Raw genomic sequence first — 15,001 nt, forward strand, 5'->3', positions numbered from 1 at the left:
GGATTCACTCCGCAGGCTTTGGCACGTAAAGTGACTGGAGAAATTCAACATGTGAATAAGGGGAGAAATGATTATTGGGGGAACCATGGTGATCGTTTTGATCGCCGGAGCAGCAGTGGTGCTGCTGCTCATCGCGGGATTCATTTTCTATACCAAGAGCATCCGGTTCGCGAAGCCCAACGAGGCGATGCTGATTACCGGCAAGAGCGATCCGAACACCACGAACGAAACCTCCGATGACCAGTCGAGGGTCATCATCAACAACAGGGCGTTCGTCAATCCCATCACCGAGCGCGTCAGCCACATCTCGCTGTCCTCACGCCAGGTTGAGGTGACCATCGAGGCGATTTCCAACAACGGCATCCAGCTCAAGCTGACAGGTGTTGCCCAGGTCAAGGTCGGGGGCGACAAGGTCTCGGTCCGCAAGGCCGCGCAGCGGTTCCTGGACCAGCAGGACGCCATCGACCACTACACGCAGGAGACGCTGTCCGGCTCACTGCGCTCGATCGTTGGCACTCTGAGCGTTGACGCGATCATCAAGGACCGCGCGCAGTTCGCGGCCTCGGTCAAGGAGGAAGCTGAACACTCCATGACCAACCAGGGCCTGGTGATCGACACGTTCCAGATCAAGTCCGTGGACGATACCGGCGGCTACCTGAAGAACCTGGGGCGTCCCGAAGCCGCGCTGGTGGCCCGCAACGCGAGCATCGCCGAGGCCAATTCACAGCGCGAGGCTGCTGAGGCAAAAGCCCTTGCGGACCAGAAGACGGCTGAGGCTGAGCAGAAGCTGGCGCTCCGCCGCGCTGAACTCAAGCAGGAAACCGATGCCCGCCAGGCTGAGGCCGACGCTGCCGGCCCGCTGGCCCAGGCTGACCAGCAGGAAGCCATCATCCTGAAAAACCAGCAGGTGGTGGCACGCCAGGCGGAACTCCGTGAAAAGGAACTCGACATTGAGGTCCGCAAGCCCGCCGACGCCGCCAAGTACAAGGTGGAAACGGAAGCCGCAGCTGATCTTTCCCGCCGTACCCGGATCTCCGAAGCCACCAAGGTGGAGGCAGCCGCCGAGCTGGAGACCCGGAAACTGCGGGCCGCCGGCAACGAGGTGGAAGCCCAGGCGCTGGCTGCCGCCAACACCGCCAAGGGCAACGCGGAAACGGAGATCAACAAGATCCGTGGCCTGGCCGAGGCGGAAGTCACCAAATCGCAGGGTATCGCCGAAGCAGACGTCATCGGGCTGCGGGGCAAGGCCGAGGCAGAGGCTATCGAAGCCCAGGCCAAGGCGTACAGCGAGTTCAACGAGGCAGCCATCCTGAACAAGCTGCTGGAAGTACTGCCGTCCATCGCCAAGGAAATCGCGGCCCCGATGGGTGCCATCAGCAACATGACGGTCATCTCGAACGACGGCGCCGGGCAGGTGAGCAGGAACGTTTCCTCAGGTGTCCACGAAACCGCCCAGCTGCTCAAGGACACCACTGGATTTGACGTCATCCAGATGCTGAAGGGATTCGGCCAGCCAGCGGCGGCCACAACCTCGGTTGGTTCAGCCGGCAACGGCAAGTCCCCGGACCAGGCCACACCGCGCGGCCCCGGGCAGGACTAAACACCGCCATCCCTGAAACGCCGCGGTCCGTTCCCACGGGCCGCGGCGTTTCTTGCATGTCCTGTCCGGCGGACTTCAACGCGTAATGACCACCTTCAGGGCCTGTGTCTCGGCCGCCCGGCTGAACGTTTCGTACGCGTCCATGAACTGGTCGAAGCTGAAGTGGTGGGTGGCAAACTTCTCCGCAGGCAGCTTCTTCTGGGCCACAAGCCGCAGGAGCATGGGGGTGGTGTTGGCATTGACGAGGCCCATGCTGATATTGATGTTCTGGATCCACAGCCGTTCCAGGTGCAGCTCCACCGGTTTGCCGTGCACGCCCACGTTGGCCACGTTGCCGCCCGGGCGGACAATTTCGGTGCACATGTCGAACGTGGCGGGAATCCCCACGGCTTCGATGGCCACGTCCACGCCCAGCCCGTCCGTGTGCGCGAGTACCTGGCTCTTCCAGTCGGCGTCTGAGGACACCACCACCTGAGTCGCACCAAAGCTTCGGGATTGCTCCAGCCGGTTCCGGTCCAGGTCCACAGCGATGATGCCGGCGGCCCCGTAAAGCCCGGCGGTGGCAATTGCCGCCAGCCCCACCGGTCCTGCCCCCACCACAGCCACGGTATCGCCGGGCTTCACCCGGCCGTACTGGACACCGATTTCGAAACCCGTGGGGAAGATGTCCGAGAGCATGACGGCCTGCTCATCGCTGACCCCGGCCGGCAGCAGGTGCAGCGAATTCTCCGCATACGGCACCCGGACGTACTCCGCCTGCGTCCCGTCAATCAGGTGGCCGAAGATCCAGCCGATGCCCGGGGCGCCCTCGTCACCGAGGCAGTGCGAATACAGGCCTGTTTTGCAGTTGGCGCAGTGGCCGCAGGATTTGATGCAGGAGATGATCACCCGGTCCCCGGGCTTGAGGCTGGTGACGGACGAACCGACCTCCGTGATGGTGCCGACGCCTTCGTGCCCAAGGATCCGGCCCTCCTGCGCAGCGGGCACATCACCCTTGAGGATATGGAGGTCCGTCCCGCAGATCGTGGTGGTGTCCACCCTGACAATCGCGTCGCCGGGGTTCCGGATGGCCGGATCCGGTACCTCCGTCCAGGACTTCTTTCCGGGGCCGCCGTAGACAAGCGCTTTCATCTCTGGTCCTTGCTGTTGGGTGCGTTACCGAATCGCGTGGTGGTGCGCCGATGCACGGCCTGCCTGCGCCGCGCCCCTCCTTGCCTGCGGAACAGGACGCGTCACGGGCCTTAATCATGGAAGACCGGTTCTTCCGCGGAAAGGGTCTTAGGACCCGGGATCCCGGACCCTGTCCTGCACCCCCGGCGATGCTGCGGGACCAAGGACCCTGGAATCGCGGGATGATCCGGGTGACCCTTGAACCCAGCGCCCGGAAGTTCTGTTCCCGCTGGTCAGGAGTGTTGCCCGCTGATACGAATGGACCAGGACAACTTCGATGGGGGTCACGGATGCCGCTGACAATAAACGACACTTCCCGGCGCCGGGAAGCCGTGCCAAGGATGGCGGGCTTGCTGCTGTTCCTGGCCGCGCTGATGCTCGGCACCGCAGCCCCGGCGCTCGCGGTTCCGCCGTCATCCGTGGTGGTTGAGGACACCGCCGGAGTGCTTGACCGGAACACCCTGGTCCCGGCTGTTGAATCAATTGACTTCCACGAGCCCACCACCGTTGCGCTTTACACCTACAACGGGCGGGCCGAAGACAACCTCAACGAGGAAGTGCTGCGGTTCGCCCGCTCCGAGCATCCGGAATGGATCAGCGCAGACGGGCAGAAGTGGGCGGACGGGCTGTTCATCTTTGCCCTGGACCCCGTGGGCCGCCACGTGGGGACGTACATGGGTGAAGACCGCAAGGTGTCGCTCGAGCAGCGCAGCGACATCCAGGACGCCACCAAGGAACTGTTCCGGGACGCCCAGTGGACGGACGGCACCATCGCCGGGGTCCGGCGTGCCGCGCAGCTGATCAACCAGCCGTGGTACCAGTCGGCTGCCTTCCTAATAACAGCCTGGGTCACCGGCGGGATCGCCGCCCTCGGCGCCGGCGCCTGGCTGATCGTGCGCACTGTGACCAGGTCCGCCAGCCGCAAAGAGATTGAACGCGGAGACCGGAGCTACGCCAGCGTCAGCATGGACCTGGACGTCACGGAGCTCAACGCCGGCACCATCCCGGAATCCTCCCGCTACGGCAGCCAGGTCCTGGAAAAGCACCGCACGTTCCTGAACCGGTACACCGCGGCCACCGATCTTTCCAACAGGGTGCACGCGCTCAGCCAACGCTCGCTGGGCCGGCGCGGGAACCTCAAAATTACCCGCGAATACGCAGATGCCGCCACCGAACTCGATGCACTCGATGACGTCATCGCGGACACGAACGCCTTCCTCAACCGGGCCGCCACCTGGCCTGCCGCCTGGGACCGGCAACTCGCGCCCTTCCGCAGCGACCTGTCCGGGCTGGAGCAGCTGCTGACCAAGCACCACGGGCAGGGGGACTCGGCCACCGCGGCGGCACTGCGGTCTTTCCGGGACCACAGCCTGCGGGACATCGAGGGTTGGACCGCGGAACTGGCCGAGGAACGGATCACCCCCGAAACGGCGCTGGACCGCCTCAACGAGGCACGCAGCAGACTGGCGGGGCTCCTGGAGAACCACGCCGCAACGGTGATAGCCGGCTTCGCGAAGAACGAACGCGAAGCGAAACTGATGCGCGAGCAGATGGAGGCTGCCCAGGACGGCCTGGGGCGCGGCCAGCGCCGGACCTATGAGCCCAGCATCCTGGGAACCGTCTACCCGTCCTACCACTTCTTCAACGTCGCGGCCTTCAGCTCGGGACTCAACACTGGCCTCAACAGTGTCAGCTCCGCGCGGGGCGGCGGAGGTGGCACCACCACTGGTTACGGAAGCAGCGGCGGCAGCTTCTCGGGCTCCGGAAGTTCTTCCAGTTTCTGACACTGGGGAGGCGGGGCCCGGCGATCCGGGCGCGCTCTGTCGCCGCCCACCGCAGGGCTATTTGTTGCCGCGGCCGCATACCCTTGGCTCATGAGCGAGCGCAGAACTACGTGGCACGCCCGGCACAAAGAGGGCCTTAGCCGGGGCGAGCGGGCGGCGGACGTCCTCCGGAACGGGATGGGCAGCTGGACGTTTGTGGGTCTCTTCATGGCCTTCATGGCGGCATGGGCTGCCGTGAATACCTATCTGCTGACGGCCACTGCCTGGGATCCGTACCCGTATATCCTGTTGAACCTCTTCCTCTCCATGCTGGCGGGCCTGCAGGGGGCCATCCTCCTCATTGCCGCCAAACGGCAGGATGCGATTGCAGCTGCCATGGCACGGCACGACCTTGAGACGGACATGCAGTCGAAAGGGGAAATCGACCGGCTGATGGCCATCAACAGCCAGCAGCTTGAGTTGCTGGAGGAGCTGCGGACGCTCCTGAAGCAGCGGGGTACGACGCCGGAGGGCGGGGTCCGCTCCTAGGGCTCCGCGGGTGCGCGGTGCTGTTCGGCGGGGACCGGCATCCGGATCAGCGCAATGCCGGTGGCAACGAACCACGCCCACAGCAGGACGCCGTAACCCCAATAGAATTCCGGCACGGCGTAGCGCAGGATTTCACTGGCGACGCCCAGCGCCCCGGTGGCCATGCCCAACCACGCAACCCAGCGGGGGAACTGCCCGGACGGCGTGCGGCCCATCGCGATGGCCATGAGGAGGATGCCCACGGCCGACAATGCACCGACGAGAGCGGGGGTGTTGTTTTCGGCAATGATGGCTTCAGCGGCGGTGGCGAACATCCTCCGGCCCTCAGCTGTGGACGCGGCCATGTAGCGGTCACTGAGGTAGACCAGGTTGAGTGAGCCGCGGCTGCTGACCGGAACGGCCAGGAACAGCGCCCACGGAAGGGCGCCGGCCGCCAGCGCCACCACGCTGAGGCTTCTCTGCGTGGGGAGTACGGCCACGAAGAGCGCGGCGAAGACCAGTACGGCGAGGATGTTCGGCAGGATCCACAGGATCTGCTCGGCAACATAGGCCGCCTTGTGCCCGGCAATGAACTCCAGCGTTTCGGCGCCGCCATCCACCGGGGGCGGCGCGGCGAAGTCCAGGACCAGTGCCGTGATCAGCAGGACCACGTAGAGGATTGCTGCCACCCCTGCGCAGACGAACAGGGGTTTCCACTCCCGGCCGGTGCCTGCGGCGTGGTGGTTCACGGCAGCTGATGGGATGCGGGGCATGGCAGCTAGCCTGTCCGGTCGGCAACAGGCCAAATGATCCTGGTCTCCCACGTGTCCGGGTCCGGTTCCTTCTCCGGGTCGCTGAGGTAGTACTCCCACATGCTGTCGGACGGGGTGAGCCCGTCCGCCTGCATCTGCTGATGGATGGCTCCGTAGGTTTGCCGGAGGGTGTCATAGGGGCCCGTGTGGATCGCCTCCAGGGCATCGGTCTCCGGCAACGTTCCGGCCAGGACGCCATCGGCCGTGGTGAACGTGCCGGTGATGGGGAACCCGGCCTCCAAGTCCACGGTTTCGCCGGGCATGCCGTGGTAGCGCGCGAAGGGCGGCCCGGCCGGGGTGGCTCCCTGCCGCTGCGCTGCCGCCAGGACGGTGCCGAAGGCCCGGCCGAAGAACGCCGGGAGCGCATCCATGCGGACCTGTTCACGGACGACGGCGACCGGCTGCTCTGCGAGGTGCACTCTCCGGGGCGGCAGGCCGGCGTCGCCGTTGGTGCTGGAGCTGTTCATGGCACCATGGTGCCGCGTACGCTGCCGGGCCCGTCAGGGCCTTAGGCCCCTAAAGCTGTGACCACGCAAGGGCCGCCAGGCGCATGCGGCTATTCGAGCCCTGCCCGGGTGGCGTCGTCCAGCGCCGTCCGCCAGGTGCCTGTTGCGGACAGGGTGAACTTCCTGCCGGTCACCGACTGGGGAACGATGCGGATCAGGTGCTCCTGGCCCACACCCTGCCACGGAAATAGCCCGCGGCGGGTGTCGTTGAGCGACCCACCCGGGGCATCGTCCTGGACTGCCTTGCCCTTGACCACAACACTCCATGCCAGCCCGAACTCGCCGCTGACGCTGTCAGCTTCGAGGGCAACCAACGAGTTCGCTTCCATGGCATCGAGCTTGGTTCCGCTGCCGGTGCGGAACAGCAGGCCGCCGCCGTCGGGCTTGAAGCTCACTGGGAAGACGTCCGGCTGGCCATCAACAACCACGGCGAGGCGGCCCACGCTCGTGTTCTCCAGCAAGCGCCAGCATTCGTCGGTATCGAGGATTTCAGCTTCGGGCACCATGTTCTTGTCGGTCATGCCCAGATCCTAGAAGCCCGGCCGGGGTACCAACAGGGCCCAAAGACCGTAAGGTGCCGGTGCACCCCGGCAGCACACCGCGCCCGGGCCGTAATGCCCTAGTGCAGCTGCGCCCCGGCCACTACGTTCGGCTGTATGCACAACAGTTCAGCGGCTCCGGAGATGGAAGTCCTCAGCGCCGATGCCTGCTGGGACCTCCTGCGCGAAGTGTCGGTGGGCCATCTGGCAGTCCTGGTGGACGGGCATCCAGAAATCTTCCCGGTCAACTACAAAGTGGACAATGGGGCCCTGGTGTTCCGCACCGGCGAGGGAACAAAACTGGCCGCCCTGGCCGGGGACGCCGCCGTCGCCCTCGAAGCTGACGGTACAGGTGGCGAACCGAGGCGGGCATGGAGCGTGGAGGTCAAGGGCCGCGCCGTGGTCCTGGAACCTTCCCCGGACCTGATGAGGGGCGTGGGGCTGGTTCTTTTTCCGTGGCAGGCGGGACCCAAGGACCATTTTGTGCGGATCGTCCCCAGGTCCGTAACCGGCAGGCGGTTCGTGGTTACCTCCCCGCTGACGTGGTGGAACCACCTGGATGATGCCCCGCGGGCGGACCTTGCCTAAGGGACAGCCGTCCCCGCCGGGCATGATCGCAGGGCCCGGGACGGCGGACACCAGCCCGGGTCCGGGCGATCCGCTGCCGGCCAGGATGCGGGCGCAGGTCCGCCTGTACCCCCTGGTGTTCCTGACCTGCCTTGTGCTCGCCGCCACCCTGGGGCTGCTGCTCGCCGGGTGGGAAGAGCCTGCCCGGCTGGGTGCGTCCGCCTATGCAGCGCTCGTGGCCGTGTTCCGCGCGGTGGTGATGGTCCGGTCCCTCCGGGAGGGCCGCTGGGGGATCGACGTGCTGGCGCTCATGGCCATCGCGAGCACGGTGGCCGTGGGCGAGTACCTGGCCGCCCTGGTGGTCATCCTCATGCTTGCCGGCGGCGAGGCGCTGGAAACCTTCGCCCAGGGCCGTGCCGTCCGCGAACTGCGGTCCCTGTTGGACAGGGCTCCCCGCTACGCCCACCGCGAAGCCAACGGATCGGTACTGGAGGACACGCCCATCGGCGAGGTGCTGCCGGGCGACATCCTGGTGGTGCGCCCCTCCGAGCTGGTCCCGGTGGACGGCGAGCTCCTGTCCGGGGCGGCCAGCATGGACGAATCGTCCCTGACCGGCGAGAGCCTGCCCGTGGAAAGGGTCCGGGGGGATCTCCTGCTCAGCGGATCCGTCAACGGCGAGGCAGCCATCAGGGTTCGGGCGGCGGCCACGGCGGCCGACTCACAGTACAGCCGCATCATCGCCCTGGTGGAGGAGGCTTCCTCCAGCCGGGCGCCGGTGGTGCGCCTCGCGGACCGGTACGCCGTTCCCTTCGCCGCGCTCGCGGTGGCCATGGCCGCCACGGCCTGGTTCCTTTCGGCAGACCCCGTCCGGTTTGCCCAGGTCCTGGTGGTGGCCACGCCGTGCCCGCTCCTGATCGCCGCGCCCGTGGCATTCCTCGCCGGCACCAGCCAGGCGGCCCACAAAGGCATCATCATCAAGAACACCGGCACGCTGGAACAGCTTGCCCGCGCCCGGACGGCGGTCTTCGACAAGACCGGAACCCTGACTTCGGGACGTCCCGTCCTGGATACGGTGCAGGCGGCACCTGCCGCGGGGCCCGGCGCCGGGCCGGCCTTTGATCCTGCGCGTATCCTGCAGCTGGCTGCCTCCGCCGAACAGTATTCCTCCCACGTCCTGGCGGCCTCAGTCATCGAGGCGGCCGCCCAGCGCAACCTGGAGCTCCTGCCGGTGACGGAAGCCACCGAGCATGCCACCCACGGTGTGCAGGCCGTCTGCGGGGACGACACCGTGGTGGTGGGCAAGGCCGGCCTGGTGAAAACCGCGGCCGGGTTCCGCGATGCGTCGATCCGAAGCGGCCAGCTGGCGGTGCACGTGGCCATCAACGGGACCTACGCCGGAGCGCTGATCATGAAAGACCCGTTGCGGGCCAACGCGGTGGGAACCCTAGACCAGCTACAGCGGCTGGGGGTCCGGCACACCGTGCTGCTGACCGGCGACGCCGGCGCCACCGCCGCACACATCGCCAGGGAAGCCGGGATCACCAGGGTGCAGGCGGACTGCCTGCCGGAGGACAAGGTCCAGGCCGTGGCGGCCGTCCGTGAGCGGCCCGTGCTCATGGTGGGCGACGGCGTCAACGACGCGCCGGTGCTCGCGGCAGCGGACGTTGGCATCGCCATGGGCGCCAAGGGCGCTACAGCTGCCAGCGAATCCGCGGACGTGGTGGTGATGCTGGATGACCTGTCCAGGGTTGCCTTGGCGGTGGCAATCGGGCAACGCACCATGTCGGTGGCCCTCGTCAGCATCTGGACAGGCATCGGACTAAGCGTCGGGCTGATGGCCGTGGCCATGACCGGCTACATTCCCGCCGTCACCGGCGCCCTCCTCCAGGAACTCGTGGACCTGGCCACCATCCTGAACGGGCTGCGGGCCCTGAACGGAGCCACCGTCCGGCCGGCCGCACCGGCATGACCTTTGGCACTTCCGGGCCGCCCGCCGTCGTAGCGAAGGTAGTGGATATGAACGAAGAACCAGCTTCCCGGCCCGTCATCGTGGGTGTTGACGGATCCGAATTCTCCTCGGCTGCCCTGCGGTACGCCGGAACCCTCGCCGCCCGGTTCGGCGCCAGGCTGGAGGTCATCACCTGCATCGGCATGCCCGATTACCTGGTGGTATCCAGCCTTGAGAGCAGCGAGCACCCGCTGACGGCCGGGCTGGAGGAGACCGCCAGGCGCCTGGTGGAGGACGCCCTCGGCAGGGCATTCACCGGCGACCGGCCCACGGCTATCGACGTGACGGTCAGGTTCGGCGCGCCGGGCAAAGTCCTGGTGGAAGAGAGCAAGCGGGCCCAGCTGCTGGTGGTGGGCAGGCATGGTGAAGGAGGCTTCCCCGGCACGTCCATGGGCTCGGTCAGCAAGGCCTGCGCCGCGCGGTCCGCGTGCCCGGTGGTCCTGGTGGGGCAGGAGCCGGACAGCGTGTGATGGCCGCTGCAGGCCTCACGACTGAGCGGGCAGCGGAACTGCTCAAACGTGCCGGACCCAACGTCCTGCCGGGTGAGAAGCCCGTCCCGCAGTGGCGCAAGCTCTGGGCGGAGCTGACCCACTTCTTCGCCCTCATGCTCTGGGTGGCTGCCGCCCTGGCCTTCGTTGCCGACATGCCGCAACTGGGGGTGGCGATCATCGTCGTCGTGATCGTCAACGGCGTCTTCGCGCACATCCAGCAGGAACGCGCCCAGCACGCCGCCGCCAGGCTCCGCGGGCTGCTGCCCGCCGACGTCCGCGTCCGGCGGGACGGACAGGTCCGGACCGTCCATGCCAGTGACCTGGTCACAGATGACGCGGTGCTCCTGACCGCCGGCGACCGGATCCCCGCCGACGTCATCCTGCTCACGGCCGCGGCCTGTGCCGTTGATGAATCCATGCTGACCGGCGAAAGCGTGCCCGTCCCCAAATCCGGCGGTGACGCCGCCTGGGGCGGCACGTTCCTGGTCAACGGCGACGCCGAAGCCACCGTTACCGCCACCGGCGCCGCCACGCGCCTGGCCGGGATCGCCGCACTGACCAGCGCTGCCGTGCCGCCGCCCACGCCGTTGTCCCTCGAGCTGCGCAGGATCGTGCGGCTGGTGGTGATTGTGGCCCTGGGCATCGCCTGCCTGTTCTTCCTGGTCTCCCTGGTGGCGGGAATCGCCTGGCGCGACTCCTTCCTGTTCGCCATCGGAGTGGCTGTCGCACTCGTCCCGGAAGGCCTGCTGCCCACAGTCACCCTGTCCCTGGCGATGGGCGCCCAGCGGATGGCCGCCAAAAACGCACTGGTGCGCAACCTGGAGGCCGTTGAAACGCTGGGGTCCACCACCTTCATCTGCACCGACAAGACGGGGACCCTCACCCAGAACCGGATGAACGCCGTCCAGGTCCACACGCCCGCCGGAACCATCCAGGTAGCGGGGGAGGGATACGACCCTGCCGGATCCGTGCAGGGTGACGGGCAGGAGGCGGCCGCGGAGGCGGCGCTCGCCGCCCGGGCAGCCTCGCAGGGCCGGGCGGTACTGCGCAACGGCGAGTGGCAGGCTTCGGGCGACCCGATGGAGGCGGCGATCGATGCGCTGGCGCAGCGTCTCGCGGGCGGCCCGGTTTCCGGGACGCCGCCTGCGCGACGGCTGGCGTTTGACCCCGTACGACGCCGGGAGTCGGCCATGGTGGGCACGGACCTGTTCTGTAAGGGCGCGCCGGAAGCGGTACTGCCGTTGTGCGCGGGCGTCACCGCACGCACCGCCGGCGAGGTGGAGGTGATGGCGTCCGGTGGCCTGCGGGTGATTGCGGTGGCACGGCGGAACCTGGCGGGGATGGCGGGCGACAGGATGTCCATGCCCCCGGAAGAACTGGAATGCGGCATGGAGCTGCTGGGCCTGATCGGCCTGCACGATCCGCCACGGCCCGGCGTGGGCGATGTCATCAGCACAGCCCGCCGTGCCGGGCTCAAGCTGGCCATGATCACCGGTGATCATCCGGCCACGGCGGCGGCGATCGCCCGCGAAATCGGCCTGGCCGGAACGCCGGAGATGGTGGTGGAAGGCTCTGGCCTGCCGGAGGACGAGCAGATGCTGGGTGCTCTGCTGGACCGGGACGGCATCGTGGTCAGCAGGGTGTCGCCCGAGCAGAAGCTCCGGGTTGCCAAGGCGCTGCAGTCACGCGGCCATGTGGTGGCGATGACGGGCGACGGCGTGAACGATGGACCGGCATTGCGGGAAGCGGACATCGGCGTTGCCATGGGCCTGGCCGGAACCGATGTGGCCCGGGAAGCCGCGGACCTGGTGTTGCTCGACGACCACTTTGCCACCATCGTGGCGGCCATCGAACAGGGCCGGGCAACCTACGCCAACATCCACCGGTTCCTGACCTACCACCTGACCGACAACGTCGCAGAGCTGACGCCCTTCGTCGTGTGGGCGCTTTCGGGCGGCCAATTCCCGCTGGCGCTCGGGGTGCTGCAGATCCTGGCGCTGGACATCGGCACGGACCTGCTGCCGGCCCTGGCGCTGGGTGCCGAAGCTCCGGGCAAGCGTGTCCTGTCCCGGCCGCCGGACCGGCGGCATCTGATGGACCGGCAACTCATGGTGCGCGTGTTTTGCGTGCTGGGACCCGTCGAGGCCGCCGTCGAAATGGCCGCCTTCTCCGCTGTGCTGTTTGCCGGCGGCTGGACCCGCGGTGGTCTTCCCGAATCCGGGCTGCTCCTGGCGGCGTCGGGCACGGCCTTCACTGCGGTGGTCCTTGGACAGCTGGCCAACGCCTTTGCCTGCCGGAGCGCCACGGTGCTGCCCTGGCAGCTTGGCTGGGGCACCAACAGGTTGCTGCTGTGGGCCGTGGTGGCCGAGCTGGCGGTCCTGGCAGCATGCCTGTTCATTCCGCCTGCCGCGGGCCTGCTGGGACAGGCCCCGCCCCCGCCGGCCGGCCTGCTGGCCGCGGCCGTGGCGATACCGGCCGTCCTGGCGGCAGACTGGATATACAAGGGCGCCAAGGCCCGCTGGGTCCGGCGGTGACGCCGGGGACCTAAGACCCTGCCCCGGGGTGCCGGACCAAGCCCAGAATCAAGGCATGACTGCTCCTTCCGCCACCTCCGCCACCCGTGTCCACATCAAATGGTTCAGCGACACCGGGATAGGGGACATCGCTTCCGTGGGCGGCAAGAACGCCTCCCTCGGTGAGCTGAGCCGGTCGCTGCAATCAGCAGGGGTCAAGGTACCCGAAGGGTTCGCCACCACCGCTGACGCCTACCGGGCCTTCCTGGAACACAACGGTCTGGAACCCCGGATCAGGGACTGCATCGCGCAATACCAGGAGGGCCGGGCCACACTCCGGCAGGCCGGTGCCGCCATCAGGGAATTGTTCCTGGCCGCCGGCTTCCCGGACGGTATCGCCGAAGAAATCCGTGAACACTACCGGGACCTTTCACAGCGGGCCGGCTTGGCGCAGGTGCCGGTGGCGGTCCGCAGCAGTGCCACAGCCGAAGACCTGCCGGATGCCAGTTTCGCCGGTCAGCAGGAGACCTTCCTCAATGTCTCCGGGGAACGGGCCGTCCTCGACGCCTGCCGGCGCTGCTATGCCTCGCTGTTCACTGACCGCGCCATCAGTTACCGGGACATCAAAGGATACGGACACCTCGATGTCGCATTGTCGGTAGGGATCCAACGCATGGTCCGTTCCGACGTCGGGGCCTCAGGGGTCATGTTCTCCATCGACACCGAATCGGGCTTTCCCCAGGCGGTGCTCATCAGCGCAGCCTGGGGGCTGGGGGAAACGGTGGTGCAGGGAACCATCAACCCGGACAAGTACCAGGTGTTCAAGCCGCTGCTCGCTGACAGCCGCCTCATCCCGGTCATCGCCCGGGAAACCGGGGCCAAGGAGCGGAAGATGGTCTACAGCCATGGCGGCAGCGCACTCACCCGGATGGTGGACACCACCGAACGCGAGCGCGCCGCCTTGGTGCTGGCGGATGCCGAAGCCGTCCTGCTGGCGCGGTGGGCCACCGCCGTGGAGCAGCACTACGGGCGCCCCATGGACATGGAATGGGCCAAGGACGGACTGACCGGCGAACTGTTCATGGTCCAGGCCCGGCCCGAAACGGTCCAGGCGCGCCGCAGCAGCTCCATGTTCCGGACCTACCACCTGCAGCAGCAGGGCCAGGTCCTCGCCACAGGGGCAGCCGTGGGGGACAGCATCGCCAAGGGCAACGTATGCGTCATCCGGGACGCGAAGGACATCGAATCATTCACCGACGGATCCGTCCTGGTCACCCGGATGACCGACCCGGACTGGGTTCCCGTCATGAAGCGTGCCGCCGGCATCGTCACGGACCATGGCGGACCTACCAGCCACGCAGCCATCGTCAGCCGTGAACTGGGCGTACCGGCCGTCGTCGGAACCGGCAACGCAACGGACACCCTGCCCCACGGCGCCCCCATCACCCTGTCCTGCGCCGAGGGGGAAGAAGGCCGCGTCTACGAGGGGCTGTTGGAGTACACGGTGGAGGACGTGGACATGGACCGGCTGCCAGCCACCCGGACCGATGTGATGGTCAATATCGGCAGCCCCGCCGCAGCTTTCAAATGGTGGCGGCTTCCCGCTGCCGGTGTAGGCCTTGCCCGGATGGAGTTCATCATCAGCAACCTCATCCGGATCCACCCCATGGCCCTGGTCCATCCCGAGCGGGTGGCTGACGACGAGGCCGCACTGATCCGCAAGCTCACCCGCGGCTACGACGACCCCCAGGAATACTTCGTTGACACGCTGGCCACCGGCATCGCCAAGATTGCCGCGCCGTTCTACCCCAAGCCCGTCATCGTCAGGCTCAGCGATTTCAAGTCCAACGAGTACAGCCACCTGATCGGCGGCGGGTCCTTCGAACATCCCGAGGAAAACCCCATGCTCGGGTTCCGCGGCGCCTCCCGCTACTACAGCGAGGACTACCGCGAAGGGTTCGCCCTCGAGTGCCGCGCCCTCAAAAGGGTGCGGGAACAGATTGGCTTCGCCAACGTCGTCGTCATGGTCCCCTTCTGCCGCACCGTCCACGAAGCCGACCAGGTGATCGAGGCCATGGCCGGCCACGGCCTGGTCCGCGGGGAGGCCGGCCTGCAGCTGTACATGATGTGCGAAATCCCCTCGAACGTGATCCTGGCGGGGCAGTTCGCCCAGCGGTTCGACGGGTTCTCCATTGGCTCCAACGACCTCACCCAGCTGGTCCTGGGGGTGGACCGGGATTCCGAACAGCTGGCGGGGCTCTTCGACGAACGCGATCCTGCCGTCAGCGCCATGATCGCCGAGGCCATCTCGAAAGCCCACACGGCCGGTATCAGGATCGGCATCTGCGGCCAAGGTCCAAGCAACCACCCGGAGCTCGCCGAATTCCTGGTGGGCCAGGGCATCGATTCGTTGTCCCTGAACCCGGACACCTACCTCCGAACCCTGCCCGTCATTGCCGCCGCCGAGCAGCGGCTGGGCCGACGGGCCTAACGGCACTGTCTGC

The 15,001-nt window shown here is 67.3% G+C and carries 12 protein-coding genes; 8 read left to right on the forward strand and 4 right to left on the reverse strand.

What is annotated here, in order from left to right; genetic code table 11:
* Positions 1-85 precede the first annotated feature (85 nt).
* A complete protein-coding gene (locus tag AC1DBN_RS00560) occupies positions 86-1,600 on the forward strand; it encodes a flotillin family protein (RefSeq protein ID WP_231994287.1) in 1,515 nt (504 codons plus the stop codon).
* A gap of 75 nt (positions 1,601-1,675) precedes the next feature.
* Here the strand turns inward: AC1DBN_RS00560 and AC1DBN_RS00565 are convergent, their stop codons facing one another.
* The gene (locus AC1DBN_RS00565; RefSeq protein ID WP_477722421.1) at positions 1,676-2,731 is read right to left on the reverse strand and encodes a zinc-dependent alcohol dehydrogenase family protein; all 1,056 of its coding nucleotides are present in this window, start codon (positions 2,729-2,731) and stop codon (positions 1,676-1,678) included.
* A 329-nt stretch (positions 2,732-3,060) separates the two neighbouring features.
* Here AC1DBN_RS00565 and AC1DBN_RS00570 point away from each other — a divergent pair, with 329 nt between their 5' ends.
* Both AC1DBN_RS00570 and AC1DBN_RS00575 read left to right on the forward strand, forming a co-directional pair.
* Positions 3,061-4,554 carry a DUF5129 domain-containing protein gene (locus tag AC1DBN_RS00570; RefSeq protein WP_477722422.1) on the forward strand — a complete coding sequence of 498 codons (1,494 nt, stop codon included), beginning with the start codon at positions 3,061-3,063 and terminating at the stop codon, positions 4,552-4,554.
* A 90-nt stretch (positions 4,555-4,644) separates the two neighbouring features.
* Positions 4,645-5,082, forward strand: coding sequence for a DUF1003 domain-containing protein (locus AC1DBN_RS00575; RefSeq protein ID WP_477722423.1), 438 nt, complete (start codon positions 4,645-4,647; stop codon positions 5,080-5,082).
* On the opposite strand, the gene AC1DBN_RS00580 is transcribed toward AC1DBN_RS00575, so the two are convergent.
* From AC1DBN_RS00580 to AC1DBN_RS00590, 3 genes are all read right to left on the reverse strand, one after another.
* A complete protein-coding gene (locus tag AC1DBN_RS00580; protein WP_477722424.1) occupies positions 5,079-5,834 on the reverse strand; it encodes a DUF4386 family protein in 756 nt (251 codons plus the stop codon). The genes AC1DBN_RS00575 and AC1DBN_RS00580 overlap by 4 nt on opposite strands.
* A gap of 5 nt (positions 5,835-5,839) precedes the next feature.
* Positions 5,840-6,340, reverse strand: a complete 501-nt coding sequence (locus AC1DBN_RS00585; protein WP_477722425.1) for a GyrI-like domain-containing protein — start codon at positions 6,338-6,340, stop codon at positions 5,840-5,842.
* An 89-nt stretch (positions 6,341-6,429) separates the two neighbouring features.
* Complete coding sequence (locus AC1DBN_RS00590) at positions 6,430-6,900, reverse strand: pyridoxamine 5'-phosphate oxidase family protein (RefSeq protein WP_091720630.1); 471 nt, start codon at positions 6,898-6,900, stop codon at positions 6,430-6,432.
* A gap of 135 nt (positions 6,901-7,035) precedes the next feature.
* Between AC1DBN_RS00590 and AC1DBN_RS00595 the strand changes: the two genes are divergently transcribed.
* Genes AC1DBN_RS00595 through ppsA form a run of 5 tightly spaced genes read left to right on the forward strand, consistent with a single transcriptional unit; the run spans position 7,036 to position 14,988 of the window.
* Positions 7,036-7,506: a pyridoxamine 5'-phosphate oxidase family protein gene (locus tag AC1DBN_RS00595; RefSeq protein ID WP_091720628.1), complete on the forward strand. Its 471-nt coding sequence runs from the start codon at positions 7,036-7,038 to the stop codon at positions 7,504-7,506.
* A gap of 22 nt (positions 7,507-7,528) precedes the next feature.
* Entirely contained in the window at positions 7,529-9,454 is a 1,926-nt protein-coding gene (locus AC1DBN_RS00600) for a heavy metal translocating P-type ATPase (RefSeq protein ID WP_477722426.1), read from the forward strand.
* A 47-nt stretch (positions 9,455-9,501) separates the two neighbouring features.
* Positions 9,502-9,963, forward strand: coding sequence for a universal stress protein (locus AC1DBN_RS00605; protein WP_172829965.1), 462 nt, complete (start codon positions 9,502-9,504; stop codon positions 9,961-9,963).
* Positions 9,963-12,518, forward strand: coding sequence for a cation-translocating P-type ATPase (locus AC1DBN_RS00610; RefSeq protein WP_091720621.1), 2,556 nt, complete (start codon positions 9,963-9,965; stop codon positions 12,516-12,518). The genes AC1DBN_RS00605 and AC1DBN_RS00610 overlap by 1 nt, the downstream gene beginning before the upstream one ends.
* 55 nt (positions 12,519-12,573) lie before the next feature.
* Positions 12,574-14,988, forward strand: coding sequence for a phosphoenolpyruvate synthase (gene ppsA, locus AC1DBN_RS00615; protein ID WP_091720618.1), 2,415 nt, complete (start codon positions 12,574-12,576; stop codon positions 14,986-14,988).
* The last annotated feature ends 13 nt before the right edge of the window (positions 14,989-15,001 follow it).

Source organism: Pseudarthrobacter sp. 10T415 (assembly GCF_056394175.1).

Bases quoted from the DNA above. Each gene is read 5' to 3' on its own strand.
- AC1DBN_RS00590 (WP_091720630.1), bottom strand. From the start codon at position 6,900: ATGACCGACAAGAACATGGTGCCCGAAGCTGAAATCCTCGATACCGAC.
- AC1DBN_RS00595 (WP_091720628.1), top strand. From the start codon at position 7,036: ATGCACAACAGTTCAGCGGCTCCGGAGATGGAAGTCCTCAGCGCCGAT.
- ppsA (WP_091720618.1), top strand. From the start codon at position 12,574: ATGACTGCTCCTTCCGCCACCTCCGCCACCCGTGTCCACATCAAATGG.
- AC1DBN_RS00610 (WP_091720621.1), top strand. From the start codon at position 9,963: ATGGCCGCTGCAGGCCTCACGACTGAGCGGGCAGCGGAACTGCTCAAA.
- AC1DBN_RS00600 (WP_477722426.1), top strand. From the start codon at position 7,529: ATGATCGCAGGGCCCGGGACGGCGGACACCAGCCCGGGTCCGGGCGAT.
- AC1DBN_RS00560 (WP_231994287.1), top strand. From the start codon at position 86: ATGGTGATCGTTTTGATCGCCGGAGCAGCAGTGGTGCTGCTGCTCATC.
- AC1DBN_RS00605 (WP_172829965.1), top strand. From the start codon at position 9,502: ATGAACGAAGAACCAGCTTCCCGGCCCGTCATCGTGGGTGTTGACGGA.
- AC1DBN_RS00565 (WP_477722421.1), bottom strand. From the start codon at position 2,731: ATGAAAGCGCTTGTCTACGGCGGCCCCGGAAAGAAGTCCTGGACGGAG.
- AC1DBN_RS00575 (WP_477722423.1), top strand. From the start codon at position 4,645: ATGAGCGAGCGCAGAACTACGTGGCACGCCCGGCACAAAGAGGGCCTT.
- AC1DBN_RS00570 (WP_477722422.1), top strand. From the start codon at position 3,061: ATGCCGCTGACAATAAACGACACTTCCCGGCGCCGGGAAGCCGTGCCA.
- AC1DBN_RS00580 (WP_477722424.1), bottom strand. From the start codon at position 5,834: ATGCCCCGCATCCCATCAGCTGCCGTGAACCACCACGCCGCAGGCACC.
- AC1DBN_RS00585 (WP_477722425.1), bottom strand. From the start codon at position 6,340: ATGAACAGCTCCAGCACCAACGGCGACGCCGGCCTGCCGCCCCGGAGA.